Genomic DNA, 16834 nt, shown 5'->3' with positions numbered 1-16834 from the left:
GAGCGCGCGCATGACTGGGATCGTACCGACCCACGGCCGCCCTCCGCGAAACGGTCGTGGTCAGTCCCCGTCGCACCCCTCCTCGAAGAAGTCCGCGTCCTTCGTGTTCTCCTGGAGCGACTTCATCAGCCGGTCCCGCTCGGCCTCGTCCACCTGTACAGGGGCCACCCCGGACGCGTCCACCAGGCGCCGGAAGCCACCCCGGCTCTCCAGCCGCCCGTGCACCCGTACCGGCAGCCCGACGAGATGGGCGTGGCCGGCGATCCGGTACGCCTCCTCGTCCAGGGTCATCCGCAGGTGCGCCACCTCGGCCCCGGCGATGACCCGCAGCCGTACCGTCCCCGCACCGCGCGGCGCCGACCGGCGCAGGCGTACGACGGCGCCGGTGATCCGCACCGGCACGGACGGCTCCTCGCGCAGAAAGCGGGCCCCGGCCTCGCGCAGGACGGGCAGGTCGCCCGGCGAGAACTCGACCGGCTCGGCGGGCGGCGCACCCCCCTCGGGCACGCCCGCCGAGGGTGCCCACGCGATGGCGACGCGGGCGCCCTCGGAGCCGCGCACCAGGGCGACAAGGGCCTCGGTCAGCTCCCGGCTCACGCCCGCCTCGACGGCGGCGTCGAAGGCGTCCATGCCCCCGGTGGCGCGGTGGTAGTCGACGGCCTCCCGGGCCGCGTACAGCGCCTGGTGCAGACGTACCGCGAGCGGCCGGCCGGTGGCGACGGGCACGAAGGCGGTGAGCCGGCGGCCCCCGGGGGCGGCGCCGACCAGCACGTCCTCCAGGGCCGCGGCGGCGGGCCTGCGGTGCCGGGCGCCGTAGTAGCCCGCACGCGCGCGGGTGGCGAGCGCGCCGGCCAGCAGCACGCCGCGGGCGGCGGAGCGCAGCTCGTCCTCGACTCCCCAGGGCGCGGTGCCCACGGGCCCCGTGGGCACGTCCCGCCACCAGTGGATCTCGTCGCTGGGCACGGAAAGCCCGACCAGCACGTCACGGGCGGAGGGCGAGCCGCTGCGGGAGAGGGCGAGAAGGGCCTCGCCGAGCAGGTCGTCGCTGTCGGGGAAGGCCCGGCTCTCCGGTACCAGCAGGCTGGTACCGGAGCCGCCCGGACCGGGCGGCGTCCACCGGCCGTAGCGCCCGGGGGCGCCGCCGCGGCGCTGCCACCCGTGCCGGCGCAGCAGGGCGCCGAGCACGGCGGGATCGACCTGCTCCGCTGCGGGCGGCTGGTTCCACGGCGGTTCCGCCGGGTGCGGCCGGACGGCGCGGAGGGGCTCGTCGAGGGGACGGTGGGTCACGGTATGCCTCCCGTTCCGACCCGGGTCATGATCTCGCACAGGGCACGGTCGTCGAAGATGCGCGTGGTGGGGATGCGCACGGTGGTGCGGTGCCGGCCTGTGATCGGATGCCCGGCCAAATTGATCCAGTAGCAGCAGTGCCGCAGGTCGAGGCGGTCGTGGCCGGCCCGCAGCCACTGCTCCTGGGACCGGGGCACGATCATCACGACGAGGATCTTGTGCACGGAGACGGGGGTGCGGGCCAGCTTCGCCAGGTGCTCGTTGTCGAGCGTGAAGGAGAAGGAGGGGCGCATCTGGCGAGGCGGGGGCGCGGCCCCCTCCGTCGAGGGTGGTGGTGGGAGACGGGTGGGCACGTTCGGCGGAATCTGGTAGGTGCACTTGAGCTGCACCTTGATGGTGACCTCGTCGTCGACGGTGTGGCCGGGGGAGCTGTGGCTGACGTGCCAGTCGATGCCGTTGTCCGGAAAGGGCTGTGACAGCGAGCAGCCGGCCGCCGCGGCGACCGCGTGCAGATATCCCACCTGCAATGTCTCCATGCAGGCGGTGGTGGCGAGTGTGCCGCGAAGGGGGCCCGTGCGTTCGGGCAGCAGCCCGCCCCGCTCGGGCTGCGCTATCGCCATGACCAACAGCCTTCCCTGTCGGGCCGATCCCCGTGACGGGTCCGCTGAACTGCAAAGACCCGTACTGCTGTTGTGTCCTTCCGGCGTACGCCGCAAACAGCCCGGGTATCACCAAACAGGCAGAAGACGGTATGTCAACTGACGAAGGTGAACAAGGAGTTGAATGGGTATGGCGTGCTGGTACGAGGGCCCCCTGGCCGCGTTCGACACGGAGACAACGGGCGTGGACGTCGAGACCGACCGGATCGTGTCGGCCGCCGTCGTCGTCCAGAACGCACCGGGCACCCGGCCGAGGGTGAGCCGGTGGCTGGTGAACCCGGGCGTGCCGGTGCCCGCGGAGGCGACGGCGGTGCACGGGCTGACGGAGGAACATCTGCAGCGCAACGGCCGCTGGCCGTCGCCGGTGATGGAGGAGATAGCCCGGGAACTGGGCGAACAGGCCGCGCTGGGACGGCCGCTGGTGGTGATGAACGCGCCGTTCGATCTGACGCTCCTGGACCGGGAGTTGCGCCGCCACCGCGCCTCCTCGCTGGACCGCTGGTTCGCGTCGCAGCCACTGTGCGTGCTCGACCCGCGGGTCCTCGACAAACATCTGGACCGCTACCGCAAGGGCCGCCGCACCCTCACCGACCTGTGCGCGCACTACGGCGTCACGCTGGAGGGGGCGCATGACGCGGGGGCGGACGCGCTGGCCGCGCTGGAGGTCGTACGGGCGCTCGGGCGCCGTTACGCGGCCCGCCTGGAGCGGCTGACGCCGGTCGAGCTGCACACCCTGCAGACGGGGTGGCATGCGGCGCAGGCGCGGGGGCTGCAGGCGTGGTTCGCGCGCAGCGGCACGGAGGAGGTGGTCGACCCGTCCTGGCCGCTACGCCCGGAGCTGCCGGCGGCCGCCTGACCCGGGCCCACGGGGTGAGGGGCTGCTCCCCCGGCACCCCGGCATACGAAAGACCGGTCCGTCGACGACGGACCGGTCTTCTCCGGGTGGGCGATACTGGGTTCGAACCAGTGGCCTCTTCGGTGTGAACGAAGCGCTCTCCCACTGAGCTAATCGCCCGGGAACGCAGTGAACAATACAGGTCCGGTGCGGGTTCGTTCAAACCGCTCGCAGGTGCGCGCGCAGCCCCCGCCGTCCGGCCCGCATCATGAGCCAGTGGTTCGCGCGGAAGACGGGCCGCCCCGGCAGGGCCCAGCGCCTGAGCAACGGCTTGGTGACCTCGACCTCCTGGTCGTAGCGGGCGAGGGTGCCGGAGGCGGCCGCCGTGACCGTCCAGCGGGCCCAGCCCTCGAGGTCGCCGGAGAGCGCGGCCTGAAGGACCCCGGCCGCGGGATCGCGCCGCACCTCCCGCGCGGTGAAGGTGAGGTCGTACGGCAGCAGCGAGCGGACCCGGACGATCTCGGTGGTGTCGTCGAGCCGGATCACCTCCCGCACCTGGCGCCACCATTGCGGGTAGTTCTCGGCACGCTCCAGCGCCGCGTACACGGCGGCGGGGGGCGCGGGCAGCGGCCACAGGCTGCGGAAGCGGTAGTGGTTGCGGTCCATGGGCAGAGTCTGCCCATGGACCGCCCCCGGTGACTGAGTACACCTACTCATGCCATAGGCCGCGCGGCGGACCACACTTGCGGGTGCGAGCGCCGTCGCCCGTGCGGCGGCGCTCCCCGTCGGCCGCGAGTGATCCGGGAACAGCCACCATCACATTCCTGGTGCCCACGCGGACTTGAGGACGGGCGGAACGCCTCTTCCGCCGCACTCCCGAAGGAATCCGGCGGCTTGTGGAATACGTCTGGGGGATTTCCGCAGGCCGACCGGCCCGGGACTTCTTCCAAAAGGCCGCGCAATACCGGAAGTCCCTCTTCACCTCGGCCTTCGGGTACTTCTTTTCGAAGATCTCGACGAACTGATCGATCCTCTTCGCGCGCGACGGCACCCCACCGGACGCAGCGGATCGTGGCCATCCTCGCGGCAGTGCGCCGACGGGCGTGAATCGATTCGGGAAAGCGTTTGCCGGCACACGGCCCGATGAGGCCGGTCGGAGACCGTCGGCCGGCGGGAGTGAGCGCGTACGAGCGCAGCAACTGCATGCGCACGACAAGGGCGGCGGGCGCTCGCGCTGTCCGCGAACATCCGCCACCCTTGATGCTGTGGGCGATACTGGGATCGAACCAGTGACCTCTTCGGTGTGAACGAAGCGCTCTCCCGCTGAGCTAATCGCCCGGGCGCAGGAAGAACATTACCCCATGTCAGGGGTGCCTCCGACCAGGGGCCGGGTCACTCCTCCCTGATGTTCCACGGCGTCGCGAGGCCGAACTTCCAGACGTAGACCCCGACAAGGGTCGCGGCGATCACCACGCCCGCCGCCGTCAGGGCGACGTTCCGGCGGCGCACCCTCGGGTCGAGTGCCCGCTGGGCCGCCTCGGTGACCTTCCGCTTGGTCCAGCGGAGCACCAGTTGGGCCCAGACGAACTCCGTCGCCCAGAGCGCCAGACCCGCGAAGATCACCAGCCAGCCCGGCCCGGGCAGCGGAAGCATGATCACGCCCGCGCCGACCACCGCGAGGCCGGCCACGAAGACGCCCACCTGCCAGCTCAGATGCAGGGCCCGGCGCTCCCGGATGAATTCCGGGGCCCGGGAGCCCAGGGCCCGCTCGGGCCTCGGTCGCTCCTCGGACGCGACACTCTCACCCCGCTCGTCACTCCCCGTATTCATATGACCAAAGCCTACCCGAGAGAAACTGGTCACCGGAATGGACGTACCGCCTGAACTGTGTCTCGGCCGGATGAGCTACGTAAAGACAGGCAAAACACTCAGAGGGGTTTACAACGGCACCGTAGGTGGCATGTCGATTTCGCCGACGTGCGAATCCCCGAGCGCACACTGAGCGAAAGGCCCTGGCGCTTATGAACACCACGGTCAGCTGCGAGCTGCACCTGCGCCTCGTTGTGTCGAGCGAGTCCTCACTGCCTGTTCCCGCAGGACTGCGGTATGACACGGCCGATCCCTACGCCGTGCACGCCACCTTCCATACCGGAGCCGAGGAGACCGTCGAGTGGGTGTTCGCCCGCGACCTCCTCGCCGAGGGCCTGCACCGGCCCACCGGAACCGGCGACGTCCGCGTCTGGCCGTCCCGTAGTCACGGTCAGGGCGTCGTATGCATCGCCCTGAGCTCCCCGGAGGGCGAGGCCCTGCTCGAGGCCCCGGCGCGGGCACTGGAGTCGTTCCTGAAGCGGACGGACGCAGCCGTGCCGCCGGGCACGGAGCACCGCCACTTCGATCTCGACACGGAACTCTCCCACATCCTGGCGGAGAGCTAGCGCACGATCCGTAGCCGCCCGGCGCCGTCCACTCGGGGAGACGACTCGGGCCGGGACAACCGCATACGGCACACCCAGGCGCCGTCACCGCGAGCCCTCGTGGAGGCGGCGCCCAGGCGTGCGCACACAGAGTGACGATCCGACCGCATGCCGTCGCCCACATGTTCCACCGGGCGCCACGGGAGTCAACCGACGCCACGGCTTGGACCGTGACGGCCCCACGGCGGCGCTGAGCCGCTAGGCTCGGCCAGCATCGGCGGGCGTCCGCCCGACCCCCCAGGCCAGGGAGCGACACGTGCTGATCACCCACGACACCCGGTGCGCGCTCGACCTCGTGGTGGATCTGGTGAACACCACACCCGAGGGCGACGACACCGACGGGCTTCCGGACGTCGCCACCCTCGACCGTTTCGCACGCGAGCACGATCTGAGCGATGTCGGTGTGCTGTCGGAGATCGACCTCGCGGCGGTGCGCAGGATCCGCGTGCGGCTCGCCACGGTCTTCGCCGCACCCGACGCCCGGACCGCGGCCGGACTGATCAACGAACTGGTGGCGGCCGCCGGCACCACGCCCCAGCTCACCGATCACGACGGCTACGACTGGCACGTGCACTATTTCGCGCCCGGCGCCTCCGTCGCCGACCACATCGCCGCGGACTGCGGGATGGCCCTGGCGTTCTTCGTGGTGGCCGGGGAGCAGGAGCGGCTGCGGCACTGCGAGGCACCCGACTGCCGGCGTGCGTTCGTCGACCTCTCCCGCAACCGCTCCCGCCGCTACTGCGACAGCCGCACCTGCGGAAACCGCCTGCATGTGGCGGCGTACCGGGCACGCCGCAAGGAGGCGGCGGGCTGAGCCGAGCCCGGCCGCCGGGCATCGGCGCGCTCGCGGCCGGCCGGAAGCGGCCGCGGGACCACTGGCACCCTCGGGGTCACCGGGGTCACCGGGGCCGTCGAAGCCGAGGCTGGCGGAAATTTCGGCTCCGCTACTCTCCGCGAGCGCGGACATGGCTGGACATGGACCCCTCCGGCCCGTCCCGTGGCGGGGCTGACGGAGCCCTCGGCGGGTGGCGCCAGGGGCTCCGCGTACGGCTCAGAGCAGCAGCAGGTCGTGCAGCGATGCCATGAGCAGCAGGCAGCCGATCACCGCAAGGAAGATCATCAGCGGTGGCTGGGAAAGCGCGAAGAGACAACCCCGGCGCTCCTCGGGAGGAACACCGGTGTCGCTCTGGGTTCTGTCCAGCATCTCGCGGCGATGATGACGCAGCCCCCGCCCGCTCCGCGATCAACACGCCCGTAATGTCAGGGAGTTCGCCTATATCCGCTACACCGGGACCGAAGTTGATCTCGGCGTGGCCTCTCGTGATCGTCGCGCGCTCGCCATCCGACCACCGTGTCGTGCCATTCCCTCATATGCCGTGCTTCTTGAGGATGGCCTCGATATCGCTGAAGTCGTCGGCGGAATCGCTCCTGCGGGGGCCGCCCGCGGGCCGGGCCGCCGGGCGGGTCCCGGGGCCGAGGGCCGGCTCGGAGGAGGAGGGGGCGACCGCCTCGCGCCGCGCGCCCCGGTCCGCTCTGCGCTCCTTGCGCCCGCCGCTGCGGCGCTCCACGGCGCGGGTCGTCAGGAAGAGAAGCCAGGCGACACCGAGGACACCGAAGCCCGCCCAGGCCAGGGGGCTGAACGCGGTGTGGACCAGCCAGCCGACGACACCGGTCATGACCAGGCCGACGGGCACGAGCGCGTACGCGGCGATGCGGACGGCCGCGAGGAAGCGCTTGCGGTAGGCCGCGACGGCCGCGACGCCCAGGCCGGCCGCGGAGACGGCGGAACAAACTGTCTCGGCGATCATCCGGTCCTCCAGGCACTGCTCGGTCGGGTGGGGTCGTTTCGCCCCTTCCATCCTGCACCGTCCCGCGCCCCCTGTGCCACGGTCCGAGCGGACCTCAGGGACATCTCCGGGTCGTCTCCTCCTCAGGGAGCGGACGCGCCTCCACCCCTGACCGCACGGGCCCCCCTCTCCCGCGCCCCCCGCCGGCCGCACAGGCCCCGCCGGTCCCCGGCCCGGCTCCGCCCCGCGCCCCGGGGTTCCGTTTGGGCATGGTCCCGGGGGCTGGAAGACTGGTGACCATGAGCGACTCCTCCCCCGCACCCGCCGCCGCACCCGTCCTCGACATCTGGTGCGAACTCCAGTGCCCCGACTGCCACGGGGCCCTCGAGGACCTCCGCGCGCTGCGTGCCCGCTACGGCGACCGGCTGGAACTGCGGCTGCGGCACTTCCCGCTGGCCAAGCACCAGCACGCCTTCGCCGCCGCGCAGGCCGCCGAGGAGGCGCTGGAGCAGGGGCAGGGCTGGCCGTACGTCGAGGCGGTGCTCGGCCGGGTCGAGGAGCTGGGGCTGAAGGGGGAGCCGTTCCTGATCGAGGTGGCGCGTGAACTCGGCCTGGACGCCGAGGAGTTCGACACCGCGCTGATCGACGGCCGGCACATCCTCGTCGTCGACGCCGACCAGGCCGAGGGCAAGGCGATCGGCGTCACCGGCACCCCGACGTATGTCATCGGCGGCGAGCGCCTGGACGGTGGCCAGAGCCAGGAGGGGCTGCGCGGGCGCATCGAGGAGATCGCGGACCGGCTGCTGGCCGAGCAGCAGGCGTGAGCCCGGACCGGGTTCCTCGTGCAGACCTCAGACCAGTTCCTTGTACAGATGGGACGCGGTCGTCTCGTACCCCAGTGAGGCGTAGAGCCGTTCGGCCGGCGTGTTGCCCGCGAAGACATTGAGTTCGATGAGGTCCCTGCCGGCCCCGGCCGCCTGCGCCTCCGCCAGTGCCATGAGCGTGCGGCCGTGGCCGCGGCGCCGCTCCTGCGGGCGGACGTCGACGCCGAGCACGAACGCCGACTCGGGCCACAGCCCGAGCCACAGGCTGCCGACCGGATTCCCCTCCTGCTCCAGCACGCTGATGAGGGTGTTCTCGCTCGCCAGGCCGTCCGGCAGGAATCGGGCGTAGCCCCGGTCCGCCTTGACGCGGGCCTGGCTCTCCGGCACCCCTCGCTCGACCAGGTCGCGTACGAAGCCGTCCCGGTCGTGGGCGAGCCACGGCCCGTACTCCGCCTCGGTCATGGGCCGGGCGGCGCTGCCGGCGGGCAGCCGGGGCGGGGCGGAGGCCAGGCTCTTGGCCATGTTCCGGTTGCGCGGGACGTACCCGAGCGCCGTCAGGAACCCGAGGGCCGCCTCGGTGCCCCCGGACACCGACACCTCGATGCGCGCACAGCCCCAGCCCCGCACCACCTCCTCGGCGGCGAGCGCGGCCACGGTGCCCCGGCCCCTCCCGCGGTCCGGTTCCTCGATCCGCAGGTCTTCGAGCCGCGCCACGGTGGGCCCGTACTCGGGGTGCGTGGACAGCCGCAGGGCGCCCACCGGACGGCCGTTCACACACACGTGGTAGCGCCGTGAACGCGTTCCGTCCGCATGCTGTCGAAGCGGCTCGTCCGGCCGCAGGGTCGTGGTCATCAAGGATTGTTCTACCCGCTGCCGGGCCGCGGGTCAGCCGAATATCCCCGGCTGCCGGGGACCGGGCAGTCCCGGCTGTCAGGGGTCGAGGTCGTCGCCGGACCGCTCGGTGAAGATCCGCATGGCCTTGGCGGTCACCGGTCCCGGCGCGCCCGGCAGTTCACGGCCGTCCACCCGGTGCACGGCCTGGACGTCCCGCAGCGTGGACGTCAGGAAGATCTCGTCCGCGCGCTCCAGCACGTCCAGCGGCAGATCGGTCTCCCTGGCCCCGGCCCACTCGACGGTGAGCGCGCGGGTGATGCCCGCGAGAGCGCCGGAGGCGAGCGGCGGGGTGTGGATCTCGCCGCCGAGGACGACGAAGACGTTCGAGCCGGTGCCCTCGCAGAGCCGTCCGACGGTGTTGGCGAACAGCGCCTCGGAGGCGCCCTGTTCGGAAGCCCGGGCGAGAGCGACGACGTTCTCCGCGTACGAGGTGGTCTTGAGGCCGGCCAGCGCGCCGCGTTCGTTGCGGGTCCACGGCACGGTGATCACGGCGGTGGAGTCGGGACGCCGGGTGGTCTCGCCGAGGGCGACCACGAGGGTCGGGCCCTGCTCGCCCCGGTCGGAGCCCAGCGGACCGTAACCACCGGTGTAGGTGATGCGCAGGCGCCCGAGCGGCATCGGGTTGGCCTCCAGGACGGCGGCGCAGGCGCGGCGGACCTCGTCGAGGTCGGGGTCGGGCAGACCCAGGCCGCGCGCCGAGCGGGTGAGCCGGTCGAGGTGGCGGGTGAGCGCGAACGGCCGGCCGTCGGTGGCTTTGACGGTCTCGAAGATGCCGTCGCCGACGGTCAGTCCGTGGTCGAAGACGGAGACGCGGGCGGCGTCGATGTCCTGCAGCCCGCCGTCGAGCCAGAGCTTCACTGGTCTTTACCTCGCAAGATGGTGGCGGAAGCGTCGTCCGACGCTGGGATGCGGCCGGGAGTCCGGCCCGCGACCACGCCGCGCACGGATGCGCCGTCCCCCGGATGGGCACGGCACGGGAGGTGGCTCATGCCGGTCCCGTGTCCTGGTACTGCCCCGACGCTACCGCGAGCAGCCTGGCGGCCTTCAGTTCGGTCTCGTGCCATTCCCCCTCGGGGTCGGAGCCCCAGGTGATGCCCGCGCCCGCGCCGAAGCGCAGCACGGGGGCGTCCCCGGCGGTCCGGTCGATCCAGAACGTGCGGATACCGACGGCCAGCTCACCCACGCCCCGGTCCGCGTCGACCCAGCCGATGCCGCCGCAGTAGGGGCCGCGGGGTGCGGTCTCCAGGGCGTCGATGATCCGCAGGGCACTGGACTTGGGGGCGCCGGTGATCGACCCGGCCGGGAACGTGGCGGCGAGCAGCTCCGGCCAGCCCGCGTCCGTGCGCAGCTCACCGCGGACGGTGGAGACGAGATGGACCAGACCGGGGTGCTTCTCGACGGCGCAGAGGTCCGGGACGGTCACACTGCCCGTGGTGCAGACACGCCCGAGGTCGTTGCGCACCAGGTCCACGATCATCACGTTCTCGGCGTAGTCCTTGTCCAGGAGTTCCGCCTCGGTCCGCGCGGTGCCCTTGATCGGGCCGGATGCGACAGAGCGGCCCTCGCGGCGCAGAAACAGTTCCGGGGACGCCGTGGCGGTCTCCACTCCGTGCCGCGGCAGACGAATCGTTCCTGCATACGGTGCCGGGTTGCCCCGGGCCAGCACGGAGGTCAGGGCGTCCACGTCGGCGTCGGGCGCGATCGGCGCGGAGAGCACGCGGCACAGGTTCACCTGGTACACCTCCCCGGTCGCTATCTCCTCGCGGATCCTGCGCACACCGGCCGTGTACGCGGCGCGGTCGAGCGAGGACGTCCAGTCACCGACCGTCGGGCCCCGCCACCTCCCGGGCCGGGGCGCGGGCACCGGCTCCTGTCGTACGTCCGCGAAGCGGGCGCAGGTCAGACGCCCCTCGTAGGCCGCGCAGACGGCCCAGAAACCGGTGGAGTCGAGGGCCGCGGGATCACTGGTGACATCGAGGAGACCGGTGGCGACGCGGTCACCGAAACGCGCGAGAGGAGGGAGGTCGGACACACAGCCGAGTCTATGGCGGTGTCCCGGAGGTGGCCCACGCATGTCCCCGAGGGGCCCTGACCATGTCCGTGACCAGGCGCAGCGCAGCACGCTGCGCAAACGCGTTTTTGTGCTGGCCGGGGAATCCGCTAGAGTTCAACACGTCGCCGGGCCGCGGGAGCGGTCCGAAAAGACAAGCGGACGTAGCTCAGTTGGTAGAGCGCAACCTTGCCAAGGTTGAGGTCGCGAGTTCGAGCCTCGTCGTCCGCTCGAAGGAACCAGGGGATCTTCCCGAGCCCCTGCACTCCTGGTGGAGTGGCCGAGAGGCGAGGCAACGGCCTGCAAAGCCGTCTACACGGGTTCAAATCCCGTCTCCACCTCCAAGGACGATTAGCTCAGCGGGAGAGCGCTTCCCTGACACGGAAGAGGTCACTGGTTCAATCCCAGTATCGTCCACTGGACTCCGGCAGCGGATGTCCCACCGGCGCGATTAGCTCAGCGGGAGAGCGCTTCCCTGACACGGAAGAGGTCACTGGTTCAATCCCAGTATCGCGCACGCAGCACCCCCGACCGTCTCCCCGGAGCGGTCGCGGTCCCCAGGACGATTAGCTCAGCGGGAGAGCGCTTCCCTGACACGGAAGAGGTCACTGGTTCAATCCCAGTATCGTCCACACACCGAAGCCCCCCGGCCCTGCGGCCGGGGGGCTTCTTCGCGGGCTCAGCTGGAGAACAGCATATGGCCGAAGCTCTTGTGGCGGTGGTGGCCGTGGTGACCGTGGTCCCCCTGGTGACCGCCGTGCGGGGCACCCCAGGCGGGAGCCGCGGGGTAGGCGGCCGGGGCGGGCGGGGGCGGCGGAGCCGGCTGGGCCCACTGGGACTCCAGACGGGTCAGGGCCTCCAGTTCCCCGTAGTCGAGGAAGATGCCGCGGCAGCCGCTACACTGCTCGATCTGGACGCCGTTGCGGTTGTACGTGTGCATCGGCGCATGGCACTTCGGACACTGCATGGTCTGCTCAACTCCTCGCACTTCGGTGACCCTTCGCCAGGAAGGGACTCGGCCGGTAACCGATCGGTTGCAGCCTACTGGGCACTCCTTACGCCAACCCGGGCGGAATCGTACTCATTCGGACACAGGCGTCGACAACCGCCCGCTCCACCTCGTCCAAGGGGCGTTCCGCGGCGGCGGACTTGGCGATGGCCAGGGCCGCGGTCTGGACGGTGAGGGCGCGGGCGGGGACGTCGAGCACGGGCCAGGGGTCGCCGGCGGAGGGAACGGCCGGACCGCCTTCCTCCCGGTACGCGGCCAGGAAGCGGGACCACTCGTCGGGCGGGAGCAGACCGCAGGCGTACCAGGCGGCCGGGCGGGCCAGGTCCCAGGCCGGGTCGCCCACGCCGAGGTCGTCGACGTCGATGAGGAGCCACCCGCCGGTGTCCGCGGGGTGGCGTACGAGCTGGCCGAGGTGGAGATCGCCGTGGCACAGGGTCCGCGCTGCGGGCGCGGGAGCCTGTGCACGGGCCCAGGCCGGGAGGGCGGCCCAGGCGCGCAGGACGGGCTCGGCGGCGGAGTGGGAGCCGGCCGCGCGCAGCCGCCCGATGGCGCGGGCGGCCTTGGCGGGGCCGCGCATGGGCGGCAGCCCGGCGGGAGCGGGGGCGCGGTGCAGCCGGGCGAGAAGCGTGGCCGACGCCTCCCAGGGAGCGGCCTCGGGGGTGCCGGGATCGACCGGGGTGCCGTACGGCCAGAAGGTGACGAGACGGTCGTGGACCGGGGCGGGGGCCGGCCGGAGGGGCGCCAGGAGGATCCCGGGCAGCCGGGTGGCGGTGGCGAGCCGGCGGGAGAGTCCGGCGGGGTCGGTGCCGGGGGTGTGGGCCTTGGCGACGGTGTCGCCATGGCGGACGACGGCTGCGTCGTCGTCGCGCTCCGCCAGGACCGCGCCCGCGATCGCGCAGCGGCAGGTCCCGCCGACAGGATGCGCCGCGGCATGCGCGGTCGCGGCCAGCGCGGCCAGCAGTGCGTTCACGGGTCCCCTGGGGTGTGCGGACGGCTGTCTCGAAGCGTACGGGCCGGGGGGAGGCCGTAGAGGGAAGGGGGCCTGGTACTCCGGTACGGGCCCATCCTGTGGCGGGCGCCCGGCGCTGCGGCACCGGGCCGATGTCCCGGCTGGTGCCCGGCGTTTCTCCGGCCGCGCAGGGCCGGGATCCGCCGCCCCGCGGTCGACGGGTGCGCCCGCCACGAGCACGGTTCCTACCACTGCGGGCAGGGGTGCCCCGCCAAGTACAACGCCCGCGCAGCTCCCCAGCTGCGCGGGCGTCTGTGCCGTCCGCCGCACCCCCGTCCCCACGGGGTTTCATGGGTGGATGTCCCCGCCCGGACCGCTCTTCCGGGCCCGGGGCGCCGCTCAGCGCCCCAGCATCACGCCCACGGACGACGCTTGTGTGACCACTGCCTCCCAGCCGCCGAAGGCGTACACGAGCAGGGCCGCCAGGGGGAGGACCATCGCGGTCGCCACCAGCGGGTGGCGGCGGCCCGGGCGGCGGGTGCCGAGCGCGGCGTACGCCCTGCGTCCCCGCGTGCGGATCACTGTCCGCGGTGCCGTGTGGGCCATGGCCCCTCCCCTGACCGTGGTGCTGTCCTCGTTGGCGGCGGCGGGTGTCTGACCTCGGGGGACGAGTGCTCCACCCGCCGCCTGACCTCAAATCTAGGCTCCGGACGCCCTGGGGTCGTCATGCCCTCGTATTGATTGCCGGGCCTCCCGGAGGATGAGCGATGACCTGCGGCGTACTCCTCTGGGTGGAGATGTGGTCCTAGGTCTCAGGGTCTTCCCGGAGGGGCCCCCGGCGTGCCCCGTCCGCTCCGCACACCTCGTGGCCCTCACCGCGTGACTTCGCTCACTTCCGCACCTCCCCCGCGCACCGCGGCCGCCCCCCGGCGGTCCGCACCGTCGGTCACCACCGCGTAGCTGCGCGTCGGGGCCACGGCCGTACCGGCATGATCCTTCCTCACGAATCCAATCCCCCTGCACCGACCGCCGGTTGGGATCATGAACGGCGCTTGCGACCGCTCCGTTCACGACTCTCCTGACCGGCTTTCACGTTTCCCGCCCCGCACGGACAATCGATCGGACCGAGAGGGCGCGGCCTCTGCGCGGACGTGGCCGTGGAAACGTAAGCTGTGGCTCGTCAGACGGACCGGGCAGCGGGGATGGACATGGCGATGATGCGCCTGAGGCGTGAGGACCCGCGTGTCGTCGGCTCGTACAGACTTCACCGGCGGCTCGGCGCGGGCGGGATGGGCGTCGTCTACCTGGGCTCCGACAAGCGGGGCCAGCGGGTCGCCTTGAAGGTGATCCGGCCGGACCTGGCGGAGGATCAGGAGTTTCGGTCGCGGTTCGCGCGTGAGGTCTCGGCGGCGCGGCGGATTCGCGGTGGGTGCACGGCGCGTCTTGTGGCCGCCGACCTCGAGACGGACCGTCCCTGGTTCGCCACGCAGTATGTGCCCGGTCCCTCCCTGCACGACAAGGTCGCCGAGGAAGGACCCCTCACGGCCGCCGACGCGGCCGCCGTGGGTGCCGCCCTGTCCGAGGGCCTGGTGGCGGTGCACGAGGCCGGGGTCGTCCACCGCGACCTCAAGCCGTCCAACATCCTGCTGTCCCCCAAGGGGCCGCGGATCATCGACTTCGGCATCGCGTGGGCGACGGGCGCCTCGACGCTCACTCACGTCGGCACGGCCGTCGGGTCGCCCGGCTTCCTCGCTCCCGAGCAGGTGCGCGGGGCCGCCGTGACCCCGGCCACGGACGTGTTCTCGCTCGGGGCCACGCTGGCGTACGCGGCCACCGGCGACTCCCCCTTCGGGCACGGCAGTTCCGAGGTGATGCTCTATCGCGTGGTGCACGAGGAGCCCCAGTTGCACGGGGTGCCGGACGCGCTCGCCCCGCTCGTCCGCGCCTGTCTGGCGAAGGACCCCGAGGAACGGCCCAGCACGCTTCAACTCTCCCTCCGGCTCAAGGAGATCGCGACCCGGGAGGCGCAGGGTCTCACGGATGTGAGACCGCCCGCCCAGCGCGGTGAGCCGGACCGGCCGACCGGGCGGCTGGCGGAGCAGTACGCCGAACAGCGCACCGTGCGGCGCCCGCAGGGGCCCGGCACTCCCCCGCCCCGCAGCAATGGCTCCCGTCCCGGGGTACGCCCCACGCCCGCGCAGCGCAACACGACCCGCTCCGGCGGTCGGCCCGCACCGCGCAGCGGGGCCGGACGGCCGGCGCCCCGCACCACCGGGACCGGGCGCCGCCCGGCCAACCCACGGCTGCTGCGCCAGCGGCTGTTCGTGTTCGTGGTGGTGACGCTGCTGGTGGCGCTGGGCATCGCGGCCGCCCAGGGCTGCCAGGGCCCGGCGCGCGGACTGGACGACGGGCGCGTACGCAAGGACGTACGGCCCGAGTGGTCGTACGCCGCCCTGTCCGGGCCGTCGATGGCCGAGCAGTACCGAAGCCTGCTGAGCCGGAACGGCTGAGGACGGCCGCACCGGCGCCCGGGCGACTCCTGACCCGTCCGGGACCGGGCGGCGGTGGCCCGTCCAAGCGGTAGAGCGCCCGGTGGCCACCGCGCGTGACGTTGGGGTCTCAGGTCTCCGGGTGCTCGCTCAGAACAGTGCCAGGCCCTCGCCACTGGTGTCCGCGATGACCGGCCGGAACCGGGCGGGGAGGCCGTCCAAGCGGTCAGGACCGGCCGCGGCGGCCACGGCAGGGGCCGTCTCGGCCAACCAGATGCCGAACTGCGCGGCGGCTTCGCGGTAGGGGACTCGCGCCAGGACACGGTGCTCGCCGGAGGGGCAGAAGTCGACGGCGACGGTGAGCAGGCAGGAACGGGGCGCCTTCTGACTGCCCGTCCAGGACACGCGCAGGACACCGCAGGGCTTGCGACCGCGGGGGGCGCGGTGGGTCGGGCGCAGCGATCGGCAGGCTATGTGGGCGGTCCATGCGGCGAGGTGCGGCAGGGGCAGGGTGGTGCGTGCGCGGCAGCCGGGGCAGCGGTGCCAGTGGCGGAGCCAGTCGTCGGTGTCGGTGTGGAAGAGGCGTGTGTAGCGGTTCGCCACGCGGATGTCGTTGCTGTACAGGTGGTCGGGGCGTTCCTGTGTGTTGCAGGACTGGCAGACGGGGGCGCGGACGTAGCCGTGTTCGTGGCAGTGGTCGAGGACGGCGGCGGGTGCGATGCGGCAGACGGCGCACGCCCACCCAGCCACCCTGCGGGAGGTACCGGGCTTCCTGCTGAGCACCGAGTACAGCTGGCCTTCCAGCTCTGCGTTGTACGGGCGCAGTGAGGCGGTGGGGCCCTCGGGGCTCGTCGTCTTCCGACTGTCGGCGTCTCGGGCCTGCCGGGGGCGGGAGGGCGGCTCGGTGACGGCTGCGCCTGCCTGGCGGGTCCGCACGGCTCGCACCCACTGCGTTTCGGCGTGCTCGGCCGCGTCCAGCAGCCTGACCACGGCGCGCGGCAGCCACCACGTCCGCTGTGTCCCGTCGCGGGTCTGCTCCACGAGCATCTGTCGCCAGTCGATCCCCGCCAGATGGTACGGCCGGGCGTCTTCACGTCGTGCTCCCCGCTCGGGGCCGCCCAGCTCCTGCAGTTCCCGCGTGATGCGCCGGCGCCAACGCAGCGGCGTTTCCTCGTTGCGCTCCTGCCTCGGCGCCCCACGAGACGGGCCGACGCGGACGAGGTCTTGCCGATCCATCCCCATCGCGTTCAGTTCCGCGGCCGCGCGGCGCACCTCGGCCTCCGGAACGCTCCACTGACCGCCGCTCGCCCTCACCGTCGCCACCACATGGCCGCCGAGCAGGACGTACCCCGCCCGGGCGCGGGAAGGAGAACAGGTGAACGCCCCAGAAGCCGCCGGCACAGCGCCGTCGGCCGTCACATCGACCCACAAAGTGTCCGCGGCATCCAGGGTGATCAGGCCGTCCGTGCGACCGGGCATGACACGCTCCGACATACCGACAGGCTAGCGGCCCCACAACGCGGCAACGGGTCTCCCAGCACCTCGGTCGGCCGGGCCGCCGCCCACGCCGCCCCGCA

Annotated in this window: 18 protein-coding genes and 7 tRNA genes; 10 read left to right on the top strand and 15 right to left on the bottom strand. The window is 72.5% G+C overall.

Annotation, left to right across the window (positions count from 1 at the left end):
- Nucleotides 1-60: 60 nt before the first annotated feature.
- Complete coding sequence (locus ACWD5Q_RS09170) at nucleotides 61-1287, bottom strand: hypothetical protein (protein ID WP_451426376.1); 1227 nt, start codon at nucleotides 1285-1287, stop codon at nucleotides 61-63.
- The gene (locus ACWD5Q_RS09165; RefSeq protein WP_451426375.1) at nucleotides 1284-1907 is read right to left on the bottom strand and encodes a DUF4365 domain-containing protein; all 624 of its coding nucleotides are present in this window, start codon (nucleotides 1905-1907) and stop codon (nucleotides 1284-1286) included. Before ACWD5Q_RS09165 ends, ACWD5Q_RS09170 begins: the two co-directional genes overlap by 4 nt.
- Nucleotides 1908-2076: 169 nt before the next feature.
- On the opposite strand from ACWD5Q_RS09165, the gene ACWD5Q_RS09160 reads away from it, so the two are divergent.
- Entirely contained in the window at nucleotides 2077-2802 is a 726-nt protein-coding gene (locus ACWD5Q_RS09160) for an exonuclease domain-containing protein (protein ID WP_451426446.1), read from the top strand.
- A gap of 87 nt (nucleotides 2803-2889) precedes the next feature.
- Here ACWD5Q_RS09160 and ACWD5Q_RS09155 read toward each other — a convergent pair.
- The 4 genes from ACWD5Q_RS09155 to ACWD5Q_RS09140 form a co-directional block, all read right to left on the bottom strand.
- Nucleotides 2890-2961, bottom strand: a tRNA-Val gene (locus ACWD5Q_RS09155).
- A gap of 39 nt (nucleotides 2962-3000) precedes the next feature.
- A complete protein-coding gene (locus tag ACWD5Q_RS09150; RefSeq protein ID WP_451426374.1) occupies nucleotides 3001-3447 on the bottom strand; it encodes an SRPBCC family protein in 447 nt (148 codons plus the stop codon).
- Nucleotides 3448-4047: 600 nt separating this feature from the next.
- Nucleotides 4048-4119 (bottom strand) — tRNA-Val (locus ACWD5Q_RS09145).
- A 54-nt stretch (nucleotides 4120-4173) separates the two neighbouring features.
- A complete protein-coding gene (locus ACWD5Q_RS09140) occupies nucleotides 4174-4611 on the bottom strand; it encodes a TIGR02611 family protein (protein ID WP_451426373.1) in 438 nt (145 codons plus the stop codon).
- 191 nt (nucleotides 4612-4802) lie between these two features.
- Here ACWD5Q_RS09140 and ACWD5Q_RS09135 point away from each other — a divergent pair, with 191 nt between their 5' ends.
- Nucleotides 4803-5216: an SsgA family sporulation/cell division regulator gene (locus ACWD5Q_RS09135; RefSeq protein ID WP_003959770.1), complete on the top strand. Its 414-nt coding sequence runs from the start codon at nucleotides 4803-4805 to the stop codon at nucleotides 5214-5216.
- A 295-nt stretch (nucleotides 5217-5511) separates the two neighbouring features.
- Nucleotides 5512-6069, top strand: coding sequence for a CGNR zinc finger domain-containing protein (locus ACWD5Q_RS09130; protein WP_451426372.1), 558 nt, complete (start codon nucleotides 5512-5514; stop codon nucleotides 6067-6069).
- A 237-nt stretch (nucleotides 6070-6306) separates the two neighbouring features.
- Here the strand turns inward: ACWD5Q_RS09130 and ACWD5Q_RS09125 are convergent, their stop codons facing one another.
- Entirely contained in the window at nucleotides 6307-6459 is a 153-nt protein-coding gene (locus ACWD5Q_RS09125) for a hypothetical protein (protein ID WP_402427321.1), read from the bottom strand.
- A gap of 163 nt (nucleotides 6460-6622) precedes the next feature.
- The gene (locus ACWD5Q_RS09120) at nucleotides 6623-7114 is read right to left on the bottom strand and encodes a Yip1 family protein (protein WP_451426371.1); all 492 of its coding nucleotides are present in this window, start codon (nucleotides 7112-7114) and stop codon (nucleotides 6623-6625) included.
- 227 nt (nucleotides 7115-7341) lie between these two features.
- On the opposite strand from ACWD5Q_RS09120, the gene ACWD5Q_RS09115 reads away from it, so the two are divergent.
- Complete coding sequence (locus ACWD5Q_RS09115) at nucleotides 7342-7866, top strand: DsbA family protein (RefSeq protein ID WP_451426370.1); 525 nt, start codon at nucleotides 7342-7344, stop codon at nucleotides 7864-7866.
- 27 nt (nucleotides 7867-7893) lie between these two features.
- On the opposite strand, the gene ACWD5Q_RS09110 is transcribed toward ACWD5Q_RS09115, so the two are convergent.
- The 3 genes from ACWD5Q_RS09110 to ACWD5Q_RS09100 form a co-directional block, all read right to left on the bottom strand.
- On the bottom strand, nucleotides 7894-8718 hold the full coding sequence (locus ACWD5Q_RS09110) for a GNAT family N-acetyltransferase (protein ID WP_451426369.1): 825 nt from the start codon (nucleotides 8716-8718) through the stop codon (nucleotides 7894-7896).
- Nucleotides 8719-8796: 78 nt separating this feature from the next.
- Nucleotides 8797-9618 carry an aminotransferase class IV gene (locus ACWD5Q_RS09105; protein ID WP_451426368.1) on the bottom strand — a complete coding sequence of 274 codons (822 nt, stop codon included), beginning with the start codon at nucleotides 9616-9618 and terminating at the stop codon, nucleotides 8797-8799.
- Between the two features lie 127 nt (nucleotides 9619-9745).
- The gene (locus ACWD5Q_RS09100; protein WP_451426367.1) at nucleotides 9746-10792 is read right to left on the bottom strand and encodes a chorismate-binding protein; all 1047 of its coding nucleotides are present in this window, start codon (nucleotides 10790-10792) and stop codon (nucleotides 9746-9748) included.
- A gap of 176 nt (nucleotides 10793-10968) precedes the next feature.
- Between ACWD5Q_RS09100 and ACWD5Q_RS09095 the strand changes: the two genes are divergently transcribed.
- The 5 genes from ACWD5Q_RS09095 (at nucleotide 10969) to ACWD5Q_RS09075 (ending at nucleotide 11442) form a co-directional block, all read left to right on the top strand.
- Nucleotides 10969-11041, top strand: a tRNA-Gly gene (locus ACWD5Q_RS09095).
- Nucleotides 11042-11080: 39 nt separating this feature from the next.
- Nucleotides 11081-11154 (top strand) — tRNA-Cys (locus tag ACWD5Q_RS09090).
- A gap of 1 nt (nucleotide 11155) precedes the next feature.
- Nucleotides 11156-11227: transfer RNA gene (locus ACWD5Q_RS09085), tRNA-Val, on the top strand.
- A gap of 28 nt (nucleotides 11228-11255) precedes the next feature.
- Nucleotides 11256-11327 (top strand) — tRNA-Val (locus tag ACWD5Q_RS09080).
- A gap of 43 nt (nucleotides 11328-11370) precedes the next feature.
- Nucleotides 11371-11442, top strand: a tRNA-Val gene (locus tag ACWD5Q_RS09075).
- 47 nt (nucleotides 11443-11489) lie between these two features.
- Here the strand turns inward: ACWD5Q_RS09075 and ACWD5Q_RS09070 are convergent.
- The 3 genes from ACWD5Q_RS09070 to ACWD5Q_RS09060 all read right to left on the bottom strand — a co-directional run bounded on the left by ACWD5Q_RS09070 (nucleotide 11490) and on the right by ACWD5Q_RS09060 (nucleotide 13374).
- Complete coding sequence (locus tag ACWD5Q_RS09070; RefSeq protein WP_451426366.1) at nucleotides 11490-11777, bottom strand: TFIIB-type zinc ribbon-containing protein; 288 nt, start codon at nucleotides 11775-11777, stop codon at nucleotides 11490-11492.
- 88 nt (nucleotides 11778-11865) lie between these two features.
- Complete coding sequence (locus ACWD5Q_RS09065; RefSeq protein WP_451426365.1) at nucleotides 11866-12789, bottom strand: phosphotransferase family protein; 924 nt, start codon at nucleotides 12787-12789, stop codon at nucleotides 11866-11868.
- A gap of 378 nt (nucleotides 12790-13167) precedes the next feature.
- Nucleotides 13168-13374, bottom strand: coding sequence for a hypothetical protein (locus ACWD5Q_RS09060; protein ID WP_451426364.1), 207 nt, complete (start codon nucleotides 13372-13374; stop codon nucleotides 13168-13170).
- A gap of 596 nt (nucleotides 13375-13970) precedes the next feature.
- Here ACWD5Q_RS09060 and ACWD5Q_RS09055 point away from each other — a divergent pair.
- Entirely contained in the window at nucleotides 13971-15278 is a 1308-nt protein-coding gene (locus ACWD5Q_RS09055; protein ID WP_451426445.1) for a serine/threonine-protein kinase, read from the top strand.
- 129 nt (nucleotides 15279-15407) lie between these two features.
- Here the strand turns inward: ACWD5Q_RS09055 and ACWD5Q_RS09050 are convergent, their stop codons facing one another.
- Nucleotides 15408-16751 (bottom strand): endonuclease domain-containing protein, encoded by a 1344-nt coding sequence (locus ACWD5Q_RS09050; protein WP_451426363.1) that lies wholly within the window; start codon nucleotides 16749-16751, stop codon nucleotides 15408-15410.
- Between the last annotated feature and the right edge of the window lie 83 nt (nucleotides 16752-16834).

This window comes from Streptomyces sp. NPDC002513 (genome assembly GCF_053595355.1).
The sequence above is the reverse complement of the archived record's forward strand: the minus strand, read 5'-3'. Positions and strand labels throughout refer to the sequence as shown.